21 protein-coding genes and 5 tRNA genes are annotated in these 15,705 nt (G+C 65.8%); 12 read left to right on the plus strand and 14 right to left on the minus strand.

Features of this window, described 5'->3' with window-relative positions; translation table 11 throughout:
* Positions 1–10 precede the first annotated feature (10 nt).
* Both CV_RS23875 and CV_RS21020 read left to right on the plus strand, forming a co-directional pair.
* Positions 11–184, plus strand: coding sequence for a hypothetical protein (locus CV_RS23875; RefSeq protein ID WP_011137784.1), 174 nt, complete (start codon positions 11–13; stop codon positions 182–184).
* 168 nt (positions 185–352) lie between these two features.
* The gene (locus CV_RS21020) at positions 353–877 is read left to right on the plus strand and encodes a cysteine hydrolase family protein (RefSeq protein ID WP_011137785.1); all 525 of its coding nucleotides are present in this window, start codon (positions 353–355) and stop codon (positions 875–877) included.
* Between the two features lie 59 nt (positions 878–936).
* Here the strand turns inward: CV_RS21020 and CV_RS21025 are convergent, their stop codons facing one another.
* The 3 genes from CV_RS21025 to CV_RS21035 form a co-directional block, all read right to left on the minus strand.
* Entirely contained in the window at positions 937–2,559 is a 1,623-nt protein-coding gene (locus tag CV_RS21025) for a glycosyl hydrolase family 18 protein (RefSeq protein ID WP_011137786.1), read from the minus strand.
* A 269-nt stretch (positions 2,560–2,828) separates the two neighbouring features.
* A complete protein-coding gene (locus CV_RS21030; RefSeq protein ID WP_011137787.1) occupies positions 2,829–3,074 on the minus strand; it encodes a hypothetical protein in 246 nt (81 codons plus the stop codon).
* A 133-nt stretch (positions 3,075–3,207) separates the two neighbouring features.
* On the minus strand, positions 3,208–4,524 hold the full coding sequence (locus CV_RS21035; RefSeq protein ID WP_011137788.1) for a hemolysin family protein: 1,317 nt from the start codon (positions 4,522–4,524) through the stop codon (positions 3,208–3,210).
* A gap of 162 nt (positions 4,525–4,686) precedes the next feature.
* Between CV_RS21035 and CV_RS21040 the strand changes: the two genes are divergently transcribed.
* Positions 4,687–5,088, plus strand: coding sequence for an HIT family protein (locus CV_RS21040; RefSeq protein WP_011137789.1), 402 nt, complete (start codon positions 4,687–4,689; stop codon positions 5,086–5,088).
* A gap of 8 nt (positions 5,089–5,096) precedes the next feature.
* Here the strand turns inward: CV_RS21040 and CV_RS22455 are convergent, their stop codons facing one another.
* The gene (locus CV_RS22455; protein WP_011137790.1) at positions 5,097–6,746 is read right to left on the minus strand and encodes a methyl-accepting chemotaxis protein; all 1,650 of its coding nucleotides are present in this window, start codon (positions 6,744–6,746) and stop codon (positions 5,097–5,099) included.
* 220 nt (positions 6,747–6,966) lie between these two features.
* Here CV_RS22455 and CV_RS21050 point away from each other — a divergent pair, with 220 nt between their 5' ends.
* On the plus strand, positions 6,967–7,803 hold the full coding sequence (locus CV_RS21050; RefSeq protein ID WP_011137791.1) for a sulfurtransferase: 837 nt from the start codon (positions 6,967–6,969) through the stop codon (positions 7,801–7,803).
* Positions 7,804–7,873: 70 nt separating this feature from the next.
* Here the strand turns inward: CV_RS21050 and CV_RS21055 are convergent, their stop codons facing one another.
* Both CV_RS21055 and CV_RS21060 read right to left on the minus strand, forming a co-directional pair.
* Positions 7,874–8,470, minus strand: a complete 597-nt coding sequence (locus CV_RS21055) for an alpha/beta hydrolase (RefSeq protein WP_011137792.1) — start codon at positions 8,468–8,470, stop codon at positions 7,874–7,876.
* Positions 8,470–9,246, minus strand: a complete 777-nt coding sequence (locus tag CV_RS21060; RefSeq protein ID WP_011137793.1) for an exodeoxyribonuclease III — start codon at positions 9,244–9,246, stop codon at positions 8,470–8,472. The genes CV_RS21055 and CV_RS21060 overlap by 1 nt, the downstream gene beginning before the upstream one ends.
* 74 nt (positions 9,247–9,320) lie before the next feature.
* Between CV_RS21060 and pyrE the strand changes: the two genes are divergently transcribed.
* Together pyrE and CV_RS21070 are read left to right on the plus strand one after the other, a co-directional pair.
* Positions 9,321–9,965, plus strand: a complete 645-nt coding sequence (gene pyrE, locus CV_RS21065; protein WP_011137794.1) for an orotate phosphoribosyltransferase — start codon at positions 9,321–9,323, stop codon at positions 9,963–9,965.
* 1 nt (position 9,966) lies between these two features.
* Entirely contained in the window at positions 9,967–10,554 is a 588-nt protein-coding gene (locus tag CV_RS21070; protein WP_011137795.1) for a DUF4124 domain-containing protein, read from the plus strand.
* Here CV_RS21070 and CV_RS21075 read toward each other — a convergent pair whose 3' ends face one another.
* The 7 genes from CV_RS21075 to cutA form a co-directional block, all read right to left on the minus strand.
* The gene (locus CV_RS21075; protein ID WP_011137796.1) at positions 10,555–10,884 is read right to left on the minus strand and encodes a hypothetical protein; all 330 of its coding nucleotides are present in this window, start codon (positions 10,882–10,884) and stop codon (positions 10,555–10,557) included.
* 194 nt (positions 10,885–11,078) lie between these two features.
* Positions 11,079–11,154, minus strand: a tRNA-Lys gene (locus CV_RS21080).
* Positions 11,155–11,192: 38 nt separating this feature from the next.
* Positions 11,193–11,268, minus strand: a tRNA-Lys gene (locus tag CV_RS21085).
* A gap of 35 nt (positions 11,269–11,303) precedes the next feature.
* A tRNA-Lys gene (locus CV_RS21090) sits at positions 11,304–11,379 on the minus strand.
* Between the two features lie 28 nt (positions 11,380–11,407).
* Positions 11,408–11,483 (minus strand) — tRNA-Lys (locus CV_RS21095).
* 37 nt (positions 11,484–11,520) lie between these two features.
* A tRNA-Lys gene (locus tag CV_RS21100) sits at positions 11,521–11,596 on the minus strand.
* Positions 11,597–11,726: 130 nt separating this feature from the next.
* Positions 11,727–12,071 (minus strand): divalent-cation tolerance protein CutA, encoded by a 345-nt coding sequence (cutA, locus tag CV_RS21105; RefSeq protein WP_320406881.1) that lies wholly within the window; start codon positions 12,069–12,071, stop codon positions 11,727–11,729.
* 1 nt (position 12,072) lies between these two features.
* Here cutA and CV_RS21110 point away from each other — a divergent pair, with 1 nt between their 5' ends.
* Positions 12,073–12,513, plus strand: a complete 441-nt coding sequence (locus CV_RS21110) for an FxsA family protein (protein ID WP_011137798.1) — start codon at positions 12,073–12,075, stop codon at positions 12,511–12,513.
* On the opposite strand, the gene CV_RS21115 is transcribed toward CV_RS21110, so the two are convergent.
* The gene (locus CV_RS21115; RefSeq protein ID WP_043596877.1) at positions 12,507–12,803 is read right to left on the minus strand and encodes a DUF167 domain-containing protein; all 297 of its coding nucleotides are present in this window, start codon (positions 12,801–12,803) and stop codon (positions 12,507–12,509) included. The genes CV_RS21110 and CV_RS21115 overlap by 7 nt on opposite strands.
* A gap of 76 nt (positions 12,804–12,879) precedes the next feature.
* Between CV_RS21115 and CV_RS21120 the strand changes: the two genes are divergently transcribed.
* The 5 genes from CV_RS21120 to CV_RS21140 all read left to right on the plus strand — a co-directional run bounded on the left by CV_RS21120 (position 12,880) and on the right by CV_RS21140 (position 15,625).
* Complete coding sequence (locus tag CV_RS21120; RefSeq protein WP_011137799.1) at positions 12,880–13,347, plus strand: Dps family protein; 468 nt, start codon at positions 12,880–12,882, stop codon at positions 13,345–13,347.
* Between the two features lie 89 nt (positions 13,348–13,436).
* Positions 13,437–14,273: an energy transducer TonB gene (locus CV_RS23970; protein WP_011137800.1), complete on the plus strand. Its 837-nt coding sequence runs from the start codon at positions 13,437–13,439 to the stop codon at positions 14,271–14,273.
* Between the two features lie 14 nt (positions 14,274–14,287).
* Positions 14,288–14,665, plus strand: a complete 378-nt coding sequence (locus CV_RS21130; RefSeq protein ID WP_011137801.1) for a hypothetical protein — start codon at positions 14,288–14,290, stop codon at positions 14,663–14,665.
* Positions 14,666–14,696: 31 nt separating this feature from the next.
* Positions 14,697–15,110 (plus strand): acyl-CoA thioesterase, encoded by a 414-nt coding sequence (locus CV_RS21135; RefSeq protein ID WP_011137802.1) that lies wholly within the window; start codon positions 14,697–14,699, stop codon positions 15,108–15,110.
* Between the two features lie 29 nt (positions 15,111–15,139).
* On the plus strand, positions 15,140–15,625 hold the full coding sequence (locus CV_RS21140; protein WP_011137803.1) for a TlpA family protein disulfide reductase: 486 nt from the start codon (positions 15,140–15,142) through the stop codon (positions 15,623–15,625).
* The last annotated feature ends 80 nt before the right edge of the window (positions 15,626–15,705 follow it).

The raw sequence follows: 15,705 nt of genomic DNA on the forward strand, positions 1-15,705 counted from the left end.
AAGTCCACCCATGCCTCCCATCCAGCTGCTGATGCGCGACGATTGCTGGAACATCGGCCCGGAGCTGGCCGAACTGCACCGGGATCCCGGCTATCGCTGCGCCAGCGTCGACGACCTGTCCCGGCTGCCTGACGCCGACGCCGCTCTGGCAAGGCAGCAGGTGTCGGCCCAGCAAGCGATATGAGGAAGCGAACCATGCGCCGCCGCGGGGCCAGGCGGCTGAAACCCGCCTGGCGCAACGCCGTCCACCTCTTCGAAGGCGACGCGTCGCATGCGCTAACCCGGAAGCCTTGATCTGAAGCCCCATGCCGCAGGCGCCGCCTGCCGGCAGCACCCATCCAGGAGAAAAGCCATGTCCGATACCGCCCTGCTGATCATCGACGTCCAGGTCGGCGTCGTCGAGGGGGAGCCGCGCGCCGCCCGCCTCGACTCGGTGCTCGACAGCCTCAACCTCGCCATCCTCAAGGCCCGCCAGCGCGGCATGCCGGTGATTTTCGTCCAGCATGAGGAAGACGATCTGCCGCGCGGCTCCGACGCCTGGCAACTGCATCCCAAGCTCGCGCGGCAGGACGGCGACCCCATCATCTACAAGCGCTACGGCGACAGCTTCTGCGAAACCGATCTGGCGCAGCTGCTGTCGGCGCGCGGCGCGAGCAAGCTGTGGGTAGGCGGCGCCGCCACCGATTTCTGCGTCGACAGCACCTTGCGCAACGCGGTGTCCCGCGGCTATCAGGTCACCGCCATCGCCGACGGCCATACCACGCTCAGCGCCTTCGCCTTGAGCGGCGAGCAGGTGATCGACCATTTCAACGCCATCTGGCAAGCCTCCAGCGCCACGCCTCAGCCGTTGCGAGTGCTGCCGGCGGCGGAACTGTAAATCCGTTCCAGCCATGAAAAACGGCGGGGAATCCCCGCCGTTTTTCCGTCCTCGCACGCTTACTTCTTGGCCGCTTTGGCTTTGGCCGCGGCAGCGGCTGCCGCGCGGCGCTGGGCGGCCGTCGCCGCGTCCAGCCTCACCTCGGCGCTGGTCTTCAGCAAGGTGGACTGCGCGTCGTCGCCATCCAGCGACCAGCTGAACACGCCGCCCAGCTGCTGCGAGCGCACGTAATCGAGCTTGCCGCGGATGGTGGCGGGGTCGTCGTAGCTCCAGAACTCGTTGCCGTCGTAGGTCCACAGCTGCTTGGCCACCGGGCTGTTGAACTGCTTGGCGCTGCGCTTCACCAGGATGCGGTAATCCTCGATGCCCTGCTCGTAGGTGCCCTTGGCCGGGCCGGTGGCCACCTGGTACAAGCCGTCCCCCTTCGGACCGGCGGCGACGCCCGCCCAGCCGCGGCCGTAGAACGGCAGGCCGACGTTGATCTTGGCGCGCGGCACGCCGGCGTTCACCAGGGTTTTCACCGCGTCGTCGACTGTGTAGTAGACCTGGTCGCCAGTCACCGGCGCGGCCGGATCGCGGTAGAGATTGGACTGGAAGTTGGTCGGCCCCTTGGCGTCCCAGCCGCCGTGGAAGTCGTAGGTCATCACGTTGATCCAGTCGAGATAGCTGCTGTAGGCGGCCGGCTCGGTGTTGCGGATCTTGTCGACGCCTGAGCCGATGGCGGCGGTCAGGTAGTAGCGGCGCTTGTTGGCCGTGGACAGCGCGTTCAGCTGGTTGCGGAACTCGGCCATCAGCAGCGTGTAGTTCTGCTTGTCGTTGGGATCGACGGTATTGGTCGGCAGCCCGCCGCCGCCCGGGTATTCCCAATCGATGTCGAAGCCGTCGAACACGCCGAGCGCCGCCGCCTGTCCGCCGGCGTTCTCGCCCACCGGCAGATTGCCCTTGATGTAGAGGTCGATGCACGAGCTGACCATCGCCTTGCGGCCGGCGTCGGTGGCGGCGAACTTGCCGAAGTTCTTCGACCAGGTCCAGCCGCCCAGCGAGATCAGCACCTTCAGTTGCGGGTTGGCCAGCTTCAGCTTGCGCAGCTGATTGAAGTTGCCGCGCAGCGGATCGTTCCAGCTGTCGGCCTTGCCGTCCACCGACTCGTTGGCGGCGAAGGAACGCTGGTAGTCGGCCCAGGCGTCGCCGCCATCGCCGTTGCCGTTCTCGGCGCGGGTGACCATGCCGCACTTGCCGTCGGCGTAGACGTTGCCGAACGCGTAGTTGAGGAAGGTCAGTTGCTTGTCGCCGCCGGACTTCACCAGGTTGAAGACCTTGTAGTTGCGGTCGTAGATGCCCCACTGGGCGAAGTAGGAGCCGACATGGCGGCCGACGGTGGGCTTGGGCTCGGGCGGCACACCGCTGCCGGGATTGCCCGGGGTGCCCGGGTCGCCGTTGTCTGGCACGCACTCGCTGGCCGGACGCTCCTGCCAGGCGCCCCATTGGCTGCTGCCGGGCTGCTCGCCCTGGGTCCACCAGCTGGCGCGCCAAGTCTTGCCGTTGAAGGTGGCGTAATCGCCGGCGTTATAAACCTTGCCGCTGGCCCACGGCGAGCAAGACGGCGCGGCCCAAACCGCCTGGGACAGCGCGAAGGCGGCGCCGACTGCCAGCAGCGCGCGCGACAACGGGAAATGCATCATGGTGGTTCTCCTCTTCTTGATGAGTGAACGGCGGAGGGATTCGCTCCTGCCAATGCGCACACCGACATGAGCGTCTCATGTGGTATTACATTGGTATCAGGATCGAATATCCAGACCCAAATTCAAGAACAGGCAGAATCCTCTGTCATTTTGTACAGGTTCTATTCATACAGAATGACAGATATACAACAGAATCTTCAAAAAGAGCGCAAAAATAAAAAGGAGGCCTTAAGCCTCCTTTCTCTCACATCCGGAGATGACCCGGCCGATCAGGCCGCTTTCTTCACGTGGTGATGCTTTTTGTGATGGTGATGCTTGCCGTGCTTCTTGGCGGCTTGCGCCTTTTGCGCGGCCGGAGCCGAGCTGGCTTTCTTGGCGTGGTGCTTCTTGTGATGCTTGTGATGCTTGGCCGGCGCGGCGGCCTTGGCGGCCGGCGCGGAAGCGTCGGCGGCGTAGGTGGCGGCGGAACCCAGGCCCAGAGCGGCGGCCAGCAGGAGGGCGGTCAGTTTCTTCATGGTCATGCTCCCGAATACGAGTGTAAGGATTCTGTTTCTGAGGCGCTGTTTCCGGCGTCCTTGAACCTATAGTAGGCAGGCCGCCCCATCCCGTCTGTGAGGCCTGTGTAAGCGGGTGTAACCAATCGTAATGTCAGCGGGCGGACTCGCCTTCGGCCGGCGCCGGCGGGATCAGCGTCACCAGCAGCTGGTCGATCCGGTAGTTGTCGATGTCCACCACCTCGAATTTGTAGCCTTCGAACTCCACGCTGTCGGTGCGCTTGGGGATCCGCCGCAGCATGTACATCATGAAGCCGGCGATGGTTTCGTAGTTCTCGTCGTCGGGGAAGGATTCGATGTCCAGCGCGCGCAGCACGTCCTCCACCGGAGTCGCCCCGTCCACCAGCCAGGAGCGGTCGTCGCGGCGGACGATCTGTTCCTCCTGGAACTGGCTGACCAGGTCGCCCATCACGGTGCTCATCAGGTCGTTCAGCGTGATCACGCCCACCACCAGCGCGTATTCGTTCATCACCACGGCGAAGTCCTCGCGCGAGGCCTTGAAGCGCTCCAACAGCTCGGACAAGGTCAGCGAATCGGGAATGATCAGCACATTGCGTATCGTCAGCTCGCGCTTCATCGACAGGCTCTGCTGGTTGATCAGCCGCATCAGGATGTCCTTGGAGTCGACATAGCCGATCACCGAGTCGATCACGCCGTCGCAGACCAGGAACTTGGTGTGCGGATGCTCGGCGATCTTCTGCTTGATGCTGGCCTCGTCCTCGTGCAGCGTGAAGTAGACGATGCTTTCGCGCGCGGTCATCGACGAAGGCACGGTGCGGCTTTCCAGCTCGAACACGTTTTCGATCAGGTGGTGCTCCTTCTGCTGCAGCACGCCGGCCTCGGCGCCGGCGTCCATCATCGCCAGCAGATCGGCCGGAGTCAGATCCTCCGCCCGCGCGGTCGGCACCCCCAGCATGCGGAAAAACACGTTGGCCAGGCCATTGAACAGCCACACCAGCGGCCGGAACAGGGCGACGCAGAACAGCATCGGCCGCACCACCAGCAGCGCGATGCGCTCCGGCGCCACCATGCCCAGCCGCTTCGGCATCAGGTCGGCGAACAGCACGAACAGCGACGTGACGGCGGCGAAGGACAGCACGAAGCTCAAGTGCTCGACCCAACCCGCCGGCGTCACCAGATGCAGCATCGCGGCGAAATAGGGCGTGAACGCCGCTTCGCCCAGGATGCCGGCCAGGATGGCCACCGCGTTCAGGCCGATCTGCACCACGGTGAAGAAGTGGCCCGGCTGCTGCTGCAGCTCCAGCACCCGCTCGGCGTTGAGGTTGCCCTCTTCCGCCAGCAGCCTGAGCTTGATCTTGCGCGCGGCGGCCAGGGAAATCTCCGACACCGAGAAAAAGGCGCTGGCGGCGATCAGCAGGAGGATGATGGAAAGATTGTTTGCAAGGCTCACGATAAGTCCCGAACAAGTGCTTGCGCCCCGCCGCGAATAAGACCACCCGATTCGCGAGACTGAACGCATGGATTTGATGTCCAGTATAACAGAGCCGTTTTCGCCCACCGCCCCGCCGCCGCCGGCCGCGCGTACAATCGGGCCATTTCATCGGAGGAACGTATGAGCTGCGAACTGTGCCGGCAACCCGCCGGCGACCTGCTGTACCAGAACGACAAGCTGTGGCTGGTGCTGGTGGACGAGCCCGGCTACCCGGGCTTCTGCCGCGTGGTCTGGAAGGCCCACGTCAAGGAGATGACCGATCTCTCCGCAGACGAGCGCCAGCACCTGATGGACTGGGTGTGGCGCGCCGAGGCGGCCGTCCGCCAAGTCATGCAGCCGGCCAAGGTCAACCTGGCCAGCCTGGGCAATGTGGTGCCCCACCTGCACTGGCACGTGATTCCCCGCTTCGAGGACGACGCCCACTTCCCCAGCCCGATCTGGGCCGCGCCGCGCCGCGAAGCGCCGGCGCGCGCCTGGCCGGGCCTGGCCGACCGGCTGCGCCAGGCGCTGCTGGCCGGCTGACCGCCGCCTCAGGCGGTGCGAAAGCGGCTGATCGCCTCGTCCAGGCTGTGCGCCAGGCCAGACAGCTGGCTGGCCATCGCCGACGACGACTCCACCGACTGGCCGTTTTCCGAACCCATATTGGCGATGCGCTCGACATTCTTGGCCGCCTCGTTGCTGGCGGTGCTCTGCTCGCGCATCGCCGCGGCGATCTCGCTGGTCTTGTCCAACAGGCCGGAGGACAGCGTGCGGATCTGCTCCAGCCGTTCGCTGAGCTGCCCGCTGAGCGCCACGCCGCTGGACACGCGCTCCGCCGCCTCGCGCATGCTGGCCGCCGCGGTGGAGGTGTCGCCCTGCACCGCCTGGATCTTCTCGGAGATCTCGCCGGTGGCTTGAGCGGTGCGCTCGGCCAGCTTTCTCACCTCGTCGGCCACCACCGCGAAGCCGCGGCCCATCTCGCCGGCGCGCGCCGCCTCGATCGCCGCGTTCAGCGCCAGCAGATTGGTCTGCTCGGCGATGTCGTGGATCACGTCGACGATGTTGCCGATCTCGTCCGAGCGCTGGTTCAGGCCGCTGATGATGGTTTCCGAGCGCCCGATCACCCGCGCGATCTCCTGCATCTGCCCGGCGGTCTCGCCCGCCGTCTCGCTGCCGCTGACCGCCGCGCTCATGCTGCTCTTGGCCTCGCTGGCCATTTCCGCGGCGTGCTCCGCTACCAGGTTGATGCTGACCGTCATCTGCTCCACCGCCGCCGCGGTGGACGACGAGGCGTCGGTCTGCACCCTGGAGGCGTCGGCGATGCGGCGCGACACCTCGGACAGCGCGTGGGCGGTGTCGTTGACCTGCTTCGCGTCTTCGCGCGTCTGGCCGATGAAGGCGCGCAGATTGGCCAGCAGTTGGGCCAGCGCGCGGCCGGTCTCGCTAACCTCGTCGCGGCCGGTCTGATCCACCGCGATGGTCAGGTCGTTGTGCTCGGCCGCGTGGCGCATGCTGTCCTGCATCGCCCGCAGCGGCGCGGTGATCGAGCGCACGATCACCCAGGCCAGCGCCACGCCGACCAGCAGCGCCAGCAGCAATACCGTCAGCATGCCTTGCTGGGTGCGCGCCATGCTGGTTTCCAGATCGGTTTCCGCCTGCTGCGCGCTGTCGTCCGCCAGCTTGCTCAGCTTGTCCAGCGCCCCGCGCGCCGCGTACAGCTTGGGCTTGAACGGCGCGATGCCGGCGTCGCCGATATTGGCCGCGGCGATCTCGCCGGAAGCGATCTTCTGGTACAGGCCGCCCATCCCTTGCTCATAGCCGGCGATGCCCTCCAGCATGCCGTCGAACTCGCCCTGATGGTCCGCCGCCATCGCCATGCCCTTGGCCTTGGCCACGCCGGACCTGAAATCGGCGATGTGCTTGTCCAGCAGCTGCTTGTTGGTCTGGATGCTCTGATCGGAATTGGCCGGATTGCCGATGCTGATGAAAATGTTCTTCTCGTCCTGGCGGATGTGCAGCATGGTCCGCTGCAGATCGTCCATCTGGTGCCGGAACGCGATCTTCTGGTCGAACAACGCGGTCAGCTCGCGGTTGATCTTGTCCATCGACCACCAGCCTACGCCGCCCACCACCCCCACCGCCAGCAGCAAGGCTCCCGCCAGCGCCGCGATGCGCTGGCCGATTGAAAATTGGCTCAACATGACTTCCCCGTCTCTGTTTGGTTTATCAATTTGTTTTGAAATTCTACGCTGATAAATAAAGTATCGATTTGATACTAATACTAATTTATTTGGTCTGTGAAAATTCACTTGCGAATGATTTATTCGGCGCGCATCCCAGGACATCCGGACAGGCCGGGCTTGCCAAAGCCGCTGTGATAACCATAGGCTGGACGCTTGTTCGATACCAAGGCCGACAATCATGTACACCACGCTGATTTCCTGCCGACAGCTGATGGAAGCGCCCGCCGAATCGCTGATCGTGCTGGACTGCCGCTTCCAGCTGGACAATCCCGACTACGGCCACGCCGCCTACGAGCAGGGCCACATCCCGGGCGCCCACTACCTGCACCTCGACTACCACCTGTCCGGCAGCAAGAACGGCCAGAACGGCCGCCATCCTTTGCCGGACGGCCAGCGGCTGGCGGTGGACCTGGGCGCGCTTGGCGTGGGCGAGAACACCCAGGTGGTGGCCTACGACGACGGAGCAGGACAGTACGCGGCGCGCGCCTGGTGGCTGCTGCGCTGGCTGGGCCACGACAAGGTCGCGGTGCTGGACGGCGGCTTCGCCGCCTGGAAAGCGGCCGGCGGCGCGGTGGACGCCGAGCCGCCGCAGCGCCGCCCCTGCCGCTTCTCCATCCGCCGCCCGCTGCAGGCGACGGTGGACGCCGGCGCGGTGCAAGCCAATCTGGATGAAAAAACGTTCACGGTGGTGGACGCCCGCAGCCCGGAACGCTTCCGCGGCTTGGGCGAGACGATAGACCCGGTGGGCGGCCACATTCCCGGCGCCGCCAACCGCTTCTTCATGGACAACCTGGACGCAGGCCGCTACAAGCCCGCCGCGCGGCTGCGCGCCGAGTGGGAGGCCTTGCTGGGCGAGGGCTTCGATCCCGCCGCCATCGTCCACCAATGCGGCTCCGGCGTCACCGCCTGCCATAATCTGCTGGCGATGGAGATCGCCGGCCTACCCGGCAGCCGGCTCTACCCCGGCTCCTGGAGCGAGTGGTGCAGCGACCCGGCGCGGCCGGTCGCGCGCTGATCTGCGCGCCATAAAGAAAGCCCGGCCTGGCCGGGCTCTCGATCGCAACCGCGCGGGGACAGGTTTACCGCTACCCCAGGATCAGCCGCTGCAGCAGGCGCTGCCCGGCTGGCCAGCTGCCGAGGCCGGCGTGGCTGCCCATATGGCCGGCCATGCCGCCGTCGACGAATTCCGCGCCCCACAGCTCGGCCATCCGCCTCGCCTCTTCGAACTCGCAGAACGGATCGTCGCGGCTGGCCACCAACAGCGCCGGCACCGGCAGCTTGCGCTCCGGCAGCGTTTCGAAGCCGGCGAAAGTCGGCAGCGGCGCGCCTTCCGGCAGTTCCCCGCTGGCGCGGGCGCGCTCGTCGGTCAGCGGAATCGCCGGCGGCGCCACCAGCAGCGCGCCCTTCACCTTGCGCTGCTCCAGCAGCGTCGCCTGCAGCAGCCAGGCGACCGTCGTATGGCAGCCCAGACTGTGGGCGGCGATCACCAGTTTCCCCGGAATCTCCGCCACCGCCGCGGCCAGACCGGCCACCCATTCGTCGCGGGTCGGGTATAGCCAGTCGCGCTGCTCGGCGCGGCGCGCCAGCGGATAGGTTTTTTCCCAGTAGCCGTGCCAGTGCGTGTCGCCGGAATTGCCCCAGCCGGGCACCGTCAGCAGCGTGACGTCATCGTCGTCCCACATCACAGGCTCCGCCGGTAGTCGACGATCAGCGGCGCGTGGTCGGAGAATTTCTCGTCCTTGTACACGCTGGCGGACTCGGCCAGCTCCATCAGCGACGGCGTGACGATCTGGTAGTCGATGCGCCAGCCGACGTCCTTGGCGTAGGCCTGGCCGCGGTTGCTCCACCAGGTGTAGCCCGGCGCTTCCGGGTACAGATTGCGCCACACGTCGCGCCAGCCGACGCGGCCCAACAGATCGGTCATCCAGGCGCGCTCCTCCGGCAGGAAGCCGGAGTTCTTCAGATTGCCCTTCCAGTTCTTCAGGTCGATCTCGTTGTGGGCGATGTTCCAGTCGCCGCAGATCACGATGTCGCGGCCTTCGGCGCGCAGTTTTTCCAGGTGCGGCATGAACACGTCGAGGAAGTCGAACTTCACTTGCTGGCGCTCGTCGCTGCTGGAGCCGGACGGCAGATACAGCGACACCACCGACAGCTTGCCGAAGTCCAGCTGCAGAAAGCGGCCCTCGGCGTCGATCCAGTCCACGCCCAACCCTTCCACTACCGCGTCCGGCTGGTGCCGGGTGTAGAGGCCTACTCCGCTGTAGCCCTTCTTCTCGGCGTAGTGGAAGTAGCCGGCCAGGCCGTCCGGATTGCGCATCCGCTCGGACAGGTCGCCCGCCTGCGCCTTCAGCTCCTGCACGCAGACGAAGTCGGCGTCGATGCCGGCCAGCCAGTCGAAAAAGCCTTTCTTGTCCGCCGAGCGGATGCCGTTGAGATTGGCGGAAACGATTCGAAGCATTGTGTCTCCCGTGCTATGCTTGCGGCGGTTTTTTTCAGCCGTTCAAACAGTTAACGATTCGATAAGGAATGAGGATGAGCGACTTTCGTCAGGATTTTATTCGTTTTGCGCTCGACAAGCAGGTGCTGAAATTTGGCGAGTTCATCACCAAGGCGGGCCGCAAGTCGCCGTACTTCTTCAACGCCGGCCTGTTCAACGACGGCCTGTCCACGCTGAACCTGTCGCGATTCTACGCCAAGTCCATCCAGCAAAGCGGCATCCAGTTCGACATGCTGTTCGGGCCGGCCTATAAAGGCATCATACTGGCCGCCGCCGCCGGCATGGCGCTGGCCGAGCAGGGCCGCAACGTGCCGTTCGCCTACAACCGCAAGGAAGCCAAGGACCACGGCGAGGGCGGCACCCTGGTCGGCGCGCCGCTGAAGGGCAAGGTGCTGATCATCGACGACGTGATCTCGGCCGGCACCTCGGTGCGCGAGTCGGTGGAGCTGATCCGCGCCGCCGGCGCCGAACCGGCCGGCGTCGCCATCGCGCTGGACCGGATGGAGCGCGGCCAGGGCGAATTGTCGGCGGTGCAGGAAGTGGCCCAGCAACATGGCCTGCCGGTGGTCGCCATCGCCACGCTGAAAGACCTGCTGGGTTTCCTGGAAAACAGCCCGGAACTGGCCGCCCACCTCGACGCGGTGCGCGCCTACCGCGCCCAATACGGAGTCGACGACTGACATGAAAGCGCTTGCCGGACTCACGCTGCTGTTGTGCTCGCTGGCCCAGGCCGGCGTCTACAAATGGGTGGACGAGGCCGGCAACACGCATTACAGCGACGCGCCGCCGCTGGAGAAGCAGAACCGCGGCGTCGCCGAACTGAGCAAGCAGGGCGCGATCAACAAGCCAGCCGAGACCGAAGCGCAGCGCCAGGCGCGCGAAGCGTCCGCCGCCGCGGCCCGGCAACAGCAGCAGCAACGGTTGGATGCCGCCCGCCACGATCAGGCGCTGGTGCAAAGCTACCCGACGCTGGCCGATCTGCAGGCCGACCGCGAGCGCCAGCTGGCGGTGCTGCAATCCTCCTACCACGCGCTGGAGCTGCGCGGCCAGGGACTGGCGCTGCAACGCAGCCATCTGGAGCAGGACCTCGAACGCAGCCGGCAGCAGCAACCGACGCCGCCAGCCGCCGCCGCCGTGCGCAATCTTCAGCTGCTGCGGCAATCGCAGCAGGACCTGCAGCGGCAGATCGCCGCCAAGCGCGCCGAACTGGACGCGTTCCGCCAGCGGATGCAGCAGGACATCGCCCGCTACCGCCAGCTCAATCCCTGATCACTGCCCGCTTTCCTTGCGCTGCCAGGCCTGGTTCAGCGTCTGCGTCGCCTGGTCCAGCCCCTGCTTGGCGCGCGCCTGCGCGTCGGTGGCGGCCGCCAGTTCGGCATTGGCCTTGTCCAGCGCCGCCTGGGCGCCGGCCAGCCGCTGTTCGGCGAGCGCCTTTTCGTCCTGCGCCGCCTTCAGCTTGCCATCCAGCAGCCTCTGCTGGCTCTGCGCCTGCTGGAAAGCCATCTGCGCGGCCAGCAGCTGCTCGTCGGCGCTCTGCGCCCAAGCCGCGCCGGAGGCCAGCGCCGCCAGCAGCGGCGCGCCCAACACCAGTTTGTTCATTATGTTCCCCTTGTCGAATGTCAGCCGACATTATGCGGCAAGCCGGCCGGCCGGCGCATCCGGCCTCGCCAATCGAATGCTTGCCTCGCTCCGCGGCTCGGAAAGCCGGGAGGCGATCAATGCGCTGCGGCGGAACAGCGTGGGCGGAGAAAAGCGAAGGGCCCGGACAATAGCCGGGCCCTCGCGGGAATGCTTGGTGGGTCGTGCGGGATTCGAACCTGCGACCAACGGATTAAAAGTCCGCTGCTCTACCAGCTGAGCTAACGACCCATCGGGATGTATTCGTATCGGGGAGGGTGCAGGGATGGTGGTGGGTCGTGAGTGGCTCGAACACTCGACCTACGGATTAAGAGTCCGCTGCTCTACCAACTGAGCTAACGACCCATCCGGTCTGCACAAAAGACAGAAATGAACTTGATTGGTGGGTCGTGCGGGATTCGAACCTGCGACCAACGGATTAAAAGTCCGCTGCTCTACCAGCTGAGCTAACGACCCGCACAACGTACGGCGGCATGTCTGAGGATGGTGGGTCGTGAGTGGCTCGAACACTCGACCTACGGATTAAGAGTCCGCTGCTCTACCAACTGAGCTAACGACCCGTCCGGGACATGCTACTACACTATATCAAGCTTTCTCTGGTGGGTCGTGCGGGATTCGAACCTGCGACCAACGGATTAAAAGTCCGCTGCTCTACCAGCTGAGCTAACGACCCATCGAGAGCTCGCAACTATAATGAAACGTTTCAGTCGAGTCAAGCTGTATCGCGAAAAAATTTCCCCGTCCGCCTCTTAATCATGGGAACGAAACCGGCCGGAAAACAGTCGGAACAAACCGGCCCGTGATTATTCGCCACTTGAAACCACGCTGTTCGATACCCATGTGAGATAAGAGGGCAATCCCTGCGCCAGCGGCAGCGCGACGATCTCCGGCACCTGGTACGGGTGCAGCGCCGCCAGCTTGGCCTCCAGTTGCGGATACGCGTCAGCGCGGGTCTTGATCAGCAGCGGAATTTCCTCGGCCTGCTCCACCGCGCCCTGCCAGCGGTACACTGAACGGCAGGGTGCCAGAATATTGACGCAGGCGGCCAGTTGCTCGGTCACCAGCGTCGTCGCGATGCGCTCGGCGGTTTCCGCGTCCGGCGCGTTGCAGACAACCAGTAAACAATCGTTAGATGGAATCGGATTCAAGATGCGCGTTCTCCCGCTGCTGTTGCTGATTTACCCGTTCGCCGAAATCGCCGCCCTGGTGGCGCTGGCCGACCGCATCGGCGGCCTGGCGGTCTTCCTCTTGGTGCTGCTGTCCTCGATGCTGGGGCTGTGGATGCTGCGCAACCAGAAGCTGGGCGCGCTGCTGACGCTGGGCAGCGTGATGCGCCAGGGCGACAAGGTTTCGCTGTACTCGCTGCTGTGGCCGCTGCGCTATGCGCTGGCCGGCCTGCTGTTCCTGCTGCCCGGCCTGCTCAGCGACGTGGCCGCCGTCCTGCTGCTGCTGCCGCTGAAAGGCCCGGACATCTCGCTGCGCGCCACCGGCGCGGGGCCGGCCGCCGGACCGGCCGGAGGCAGCGACATCATAGAAGGAGAATTCAGCCGCGTGGACGAAACCACGCCGCCGGGACGCCGCATTCAGTGAAAGCCCAGACGGTCCAGCGCCTCGGCGGCATCGAGCCCGCAGGCGATCCTCACCACCTTGTGCCGGCTCTTGTCGCCGGACAACAATTCCACGTCGCGCTTGGCGACGCCGAAACGATCGGCCAGCCAGGCCAGCAGCGCGGCATTGGCCTTGCCGTCCACCGGCGGCGCGGCCAGCCTGAGCTTCAGGCACTCGCCATGTTCGCCGGCCGCCTCGGTCTTTTTGGCGCCCGGCTGCACATGCAGCGTCAGACGGACATGGCCGTCATGGCACGACAACCAAGGTTTCATCCCATTTCCCGCTCAAAACGGGAAGTGTAGTCCAAAACGCGGCCTGGAAGCAGCGCCGCCAAAAAGGAGCATCGTCATGGATATCGGCATCAACGAACAAGATCGCCAGGAAATCGCCCACGGCCTGTCCCGCCTGCTGGCAGACAGCTACACCCTGTACCTGAAGACGCACAACTTCCACTGGAACGTCACCGGGCCGATGTTCAACACCCTGCACCTGATGTTCGAGACCCAGTACAACGAACTGGCGCTGGCGGTGGACGCCGTCGCCGAGCGCATCCGCGCGCTCGGCCACTACGCGCCGGGCAGCTACGCCGACTACGCCAAGCTGACCGCCATTCCGGAAGCCGCCGGCACGCCGCCGAAGGCCGAGGACATGATCCGCCAGCTGGTGGACGGCCACGAAACCGTCTGCCGCACCGCCCGCAGCGTGTTCGCCGTGGTGGAGCGCGCCTCCGACGAGCCCAGCGCCGATCTGCTGACCCAGCGCCTGCAAGTGCACGAGAAAACCGCCTGGATGCTGCGCAGCCTGCTGGAAAAATAAGCCGGCCGCGCGCCGCCGCCGAAACGCCGCCTCCGCGCGGCGTTTTTGCATGGCCGCGTGCTACACTCTGGCAAAATCCGGAACCCGCGATGGCCGACCACTTGTACCGTCCCCGCCCATCCGCGTCCAGCGGCCCGCTGCTGTGGCTGACGCTGGCCGCGTCGCTGCTGGCCCACCTGCTGATCCTCAGCCTGGGCGGCGGCGCTGCCGCGCCCGACCGCCGGCCGGATCCCCCCGCGGCGCGCCAGATCAGCATCCGCCTGGCCCGCCAAGCGGCGCCGGCCGCGCCGCGGACGGAACGGCTGGCCGAGGCCGACCGCGCCGGCTCCGGCAACAGCGCCGAGCCGGAACAGCTGCTCAGCCGCCGCGAGCCGCCCAGGCCCAAGCCTGCGGCCGAGACGGCGGAAACGCCGACGCCTGCCACGCCCATCGCCCGACCGACGCCCGCCCCGGCCAAGGTCCAGCCGCCGCCGCCCAGCGGCCAGGTCAGCACCGGCTCGCTGCTGGCCCAGGTCGGCGCGCTGTCGCGCGGCGGCGACAGCGCCATGGCCGACAGCGACAAGGAAAGCGGCCAGGCCGGCAACGCGCTCGGCGAGGCGGCGCGCGGCTACCCGTGGGCTCGCTACCAGGCCGACTGGCGGCTGAAGGTGGAACGCATCGGCAATCTGAATTACCCGGAGGAGGCGCGGCGCCAAGGCCTGCATGGCGCGGTGACGCTGGAGGTGACGATAGCGGCCGACGGCAGCCTGCAGGGGCAGCGGGTCACCCGCAGTTCCGGCAGCCCGGTGCTGGACGACGCCGCCCAGCGCATCGTCGAGCTGTCGTCGCCGTTCCCGCCGTTCCCGCCGGCGCTGGCGCGCGCCCAGGCGATGCGCATCAAGCAGAAATTCGTCTTCACCCGGGACAATCTCCTATCCAGCCATTGAACCAAGGATCCATCATGTTTGAAGTCAACCGCAGCATCGCGCTGCTGCGCCCGCAGGCCCCCTTCCTCGCCTGGCTGAAAAGCCTGCCCGGCGGCATCGACCCGCAGCTGACGCTGGACGCGTTGTCCGCCGATTGCAACGCGCTGCTGATCCCGCCGGCGGAAGACGCCGACGACGCGCGCCGCTTCGTCCAGCAGCGCTACCGCCAGCTGTTCGAGGCCGAGCTCGCCGACTGGTGCGAGGACGAAAGCCTGTGGCCGCAGAACATCAGTCCCAACCTGTTCCAGCAATGGTTCAGGGTGGAAATCCACTCGGTGCTGACCGACCTGGTCGAAGAGCCGCTGGAACGGGAGGCCTTCGCGCCGCTGGATCTGGACGGCCGCGCCGAATAACCGCCACGCCACACAACAGAGGGGAAAACACATGGCGCATCACACCCGCATCAAGGTCCGCGGCTATCACCTGGACCTGTTCGGCCACGTCAATAACGCGCGTTACCTGGAATTCCTGGAAGAAGCGCGCTGGAGCCAGTTCGAGGAACAGGGCGGGCTGGACTGGTTCCTGCAATCCGGCCTGGCGCTGGCCGTGGTCAACATCAACATCGACTACCGCCGCCCGGCGCTGATGGGCGAGCAGCTGGTGATCGAAACCGGCATGAAGTCCATCGGCAACCGCAGCGCGGTGATCCACCAACGCGTGCTGCTGGAAGGCACCGACACCGTGGTAGCCGAGGCCGACGTCACCTTCGTGGTGTTCGACGCCAAGCAGAACAAGGCGGTGGTGCTGGAAGGGCAATTGAAGGCCATGCTGGAACAGATGACCGCCTCTACGGTCTGAACCGGCGGCAGACACGACAGGAAATCGAGATGAAGAAGGGTTTGATCATTGCGCTGGCGCTGCTGGTCGCGGCCGGCGCCGCCTACAAGCTGATGTTCTCCGGCAGCCCGGCTCCCGAGGTCAAACTGACCTCGCTGACCGGCGCCGTCACCAGCACCTCGGCGCTGAAAGGCAAGGTGGTGCTGGTGAACTTCTGGGCCACCAGCTGTCCCGGCTGCGTCGAGGAAATGCCGGAGATCAAGAAGCTGCACCAGGAATACGGCGGCAAGGGACTCAACGTGCTGGCGGTGGCGATGAGCTACGATCCGCCCAACTACGTGCAGAATTTCGTCGCCAAGAACCAGTTGCCCTTCTTCGTCGCGCTGGACCCGCAAGGCGCCACGGCCAAGGCCTTCGGCGACATCCAGCTGGCGCCCACCACCTTCCTGATCGACAAGCAGGGCAACATCATCAAGCGCTACGTCGGGGTGATGAACTTCGCCGAAGTGCGCAAGCTGATCGAGCAGCATCTGTAATCCCCGGTAGGGCGGAAGCCCCCTTGGGGCGTTCCGCCGCCCGCCTAACCTAGCTACCTCGGCGGAACTCCCGGCTAAAA

Origin of the sequence: Chromobacterium violaceum ATCC 12472 (assembly GCF_000007705.1) — a bacterium.
Taxonomy (GTDB): Bacteria; Pseudomonadota; Gammaproteobacteria; order Burkholderiales; family Chromobacteriaceae; genus Chromobacterium; species Chromobacterium violaceum.

What these genes read in the sequence shown, in the direction of transcription:
- CV_RS23875 (WP_011137784.1), top strand. Translation starts at nt 11, where the DNA reads ATGCCTCCCATCCAGCTGCTGATGCGCGACGATTGCTGGAACATCGGC.
- CV_RS21020 (WP_011137785.1), top strand. Translation starts at nt 353, where the DNA reads ATGTCCGATACCGCCCTGCTGATCATCGACGTCCAGGTCGGCGTCGTC.
- CV_RS21025 (WP_011137786.1), bottom strand. Translation starts at nt 2,559, where the DNA reads ATGATGCATTTCCCGTTGTCGCGCGCGCTGCTGGCAGTCGGCGCCGCC.
- CV_RS21030 (WP_011137787.1), bottom strand. Translation starts at nt 3,074, where the DNA reads ATGAAGAAACTGACCGCCCTCCTGCTGGCCGCCGCTCTGGGCCTGGGT.
- CV_RS21040 (WP_011137789.1), top strand. Translation starts at nt 4,687, where the DNA reads ATGAGCTGCGAACTGTGCCGGCAACCCGCCGGCGACCTGCTGTACCAG.
- CV_RS22455 (WP_011137790.1), bottom strand. Translation starts at nt 6,746, where the DNA reads ATGTTGAGCCAATTTTCAATCGGCCAGCGCATCGCGGCGCTGGCGGGA.
- CV_RS21050 (WP_011137791.1), top strand. Translation starts at nt 6,967, where the DNA reads ATGTACACCACGCTGATTTCCTGCCGACAGCTGATGGAAGCGCCCGCC.
- CV_RS21055 (WP_011137792.1), bottom strand. Translation starts at nt 8,470, where the DNA reads ATGTGGGACGACGATGACGTCACGCTGCTGACGGTGCCCGGCTGGGGC.
- CV_RS21060 (WP_011137793.1), bottom strand. Translation starts at nt 9,246, where the DNA reads ATGCTTCGAATCGTTTCCGCCAATCTCAACGGCATCCGCTCGGCGGAC.
- pyrE (WP_011137794.1), top strand. Translation starts at nt 9,321, where the DNA reads ATGAGCGACTTTCGTCAGGATTTTATTCGTTTTGCGCTCGACAAGCAG.
- CV_RS21070 (WP_011137795.1), top strand. Translation starts at nt 9,967, where the DNA reads ATGAAAGCGCTTGCCGGACTCACGCTGCTGTTGTGCTCGCTGGCCCAG.
- CV_RS21075 (WP_011137796.1), bottom strand. Translation starts at nt 10,884, where the DNA reads ATGAACAAACTGGTGTTGGGCGCGCCGCTGCTGGCGGCGCTGGCCTCC.
- CV_RS21110 (WP_011137798.1), top strand. Translation starts at nt 12,073, where the DNA reads ATGCGCGTTCTCCCGCTGCTGTTGCTGATTTACCCGTTCGCCGAAATC.
- CV_RS21115 (WP_043596877.1), bottom strand. Translation starts at nt 12,803, where the DNA reads ATGAAACCTTGGTTGTCGTGCCATGACGGCCATGTCCGTCTGACGCTG.
- CV_RS21120 (WP_011137799.1), top strand. Translation starts at nt 12,880, where the DNA reads ATGGATATCGGCATCAACGAACAAGATCGCCAGGAAATCGCCCACGGC.
- CV_RS23970 (WP_011137800.1), top strand. Translation starts at nt 13,437, where the DNA reads ATGGCCGACCACTTGTACCGTCCCCGCCCATCCGCGTCCAGCGGCCCG.
- CV_RS21130 (WP_011137801.1), top strand. Translation starts at nt 14,288, where the DNA reads ATGTTTGAAGTCAACCGCAGCATCGCGCTGCTGCGCCCGCAGGCCCCC.
- CV_RS21135 (WP_011137802.1), top strand. Translation starts at nt 14,697, where the DNA reads ATGGCGCATCACACCCGCATCAAGGTCCGCGGCTATCACCTGGACCTG.
- CV_RS21140 (WP_011137803.1), top strand. Translation starts at nt 15,140, where the DNA reads ATGAAGAAGGGTTTGATCATTGCGCTGGCGCTGCTGGTCGCGGCCGGC.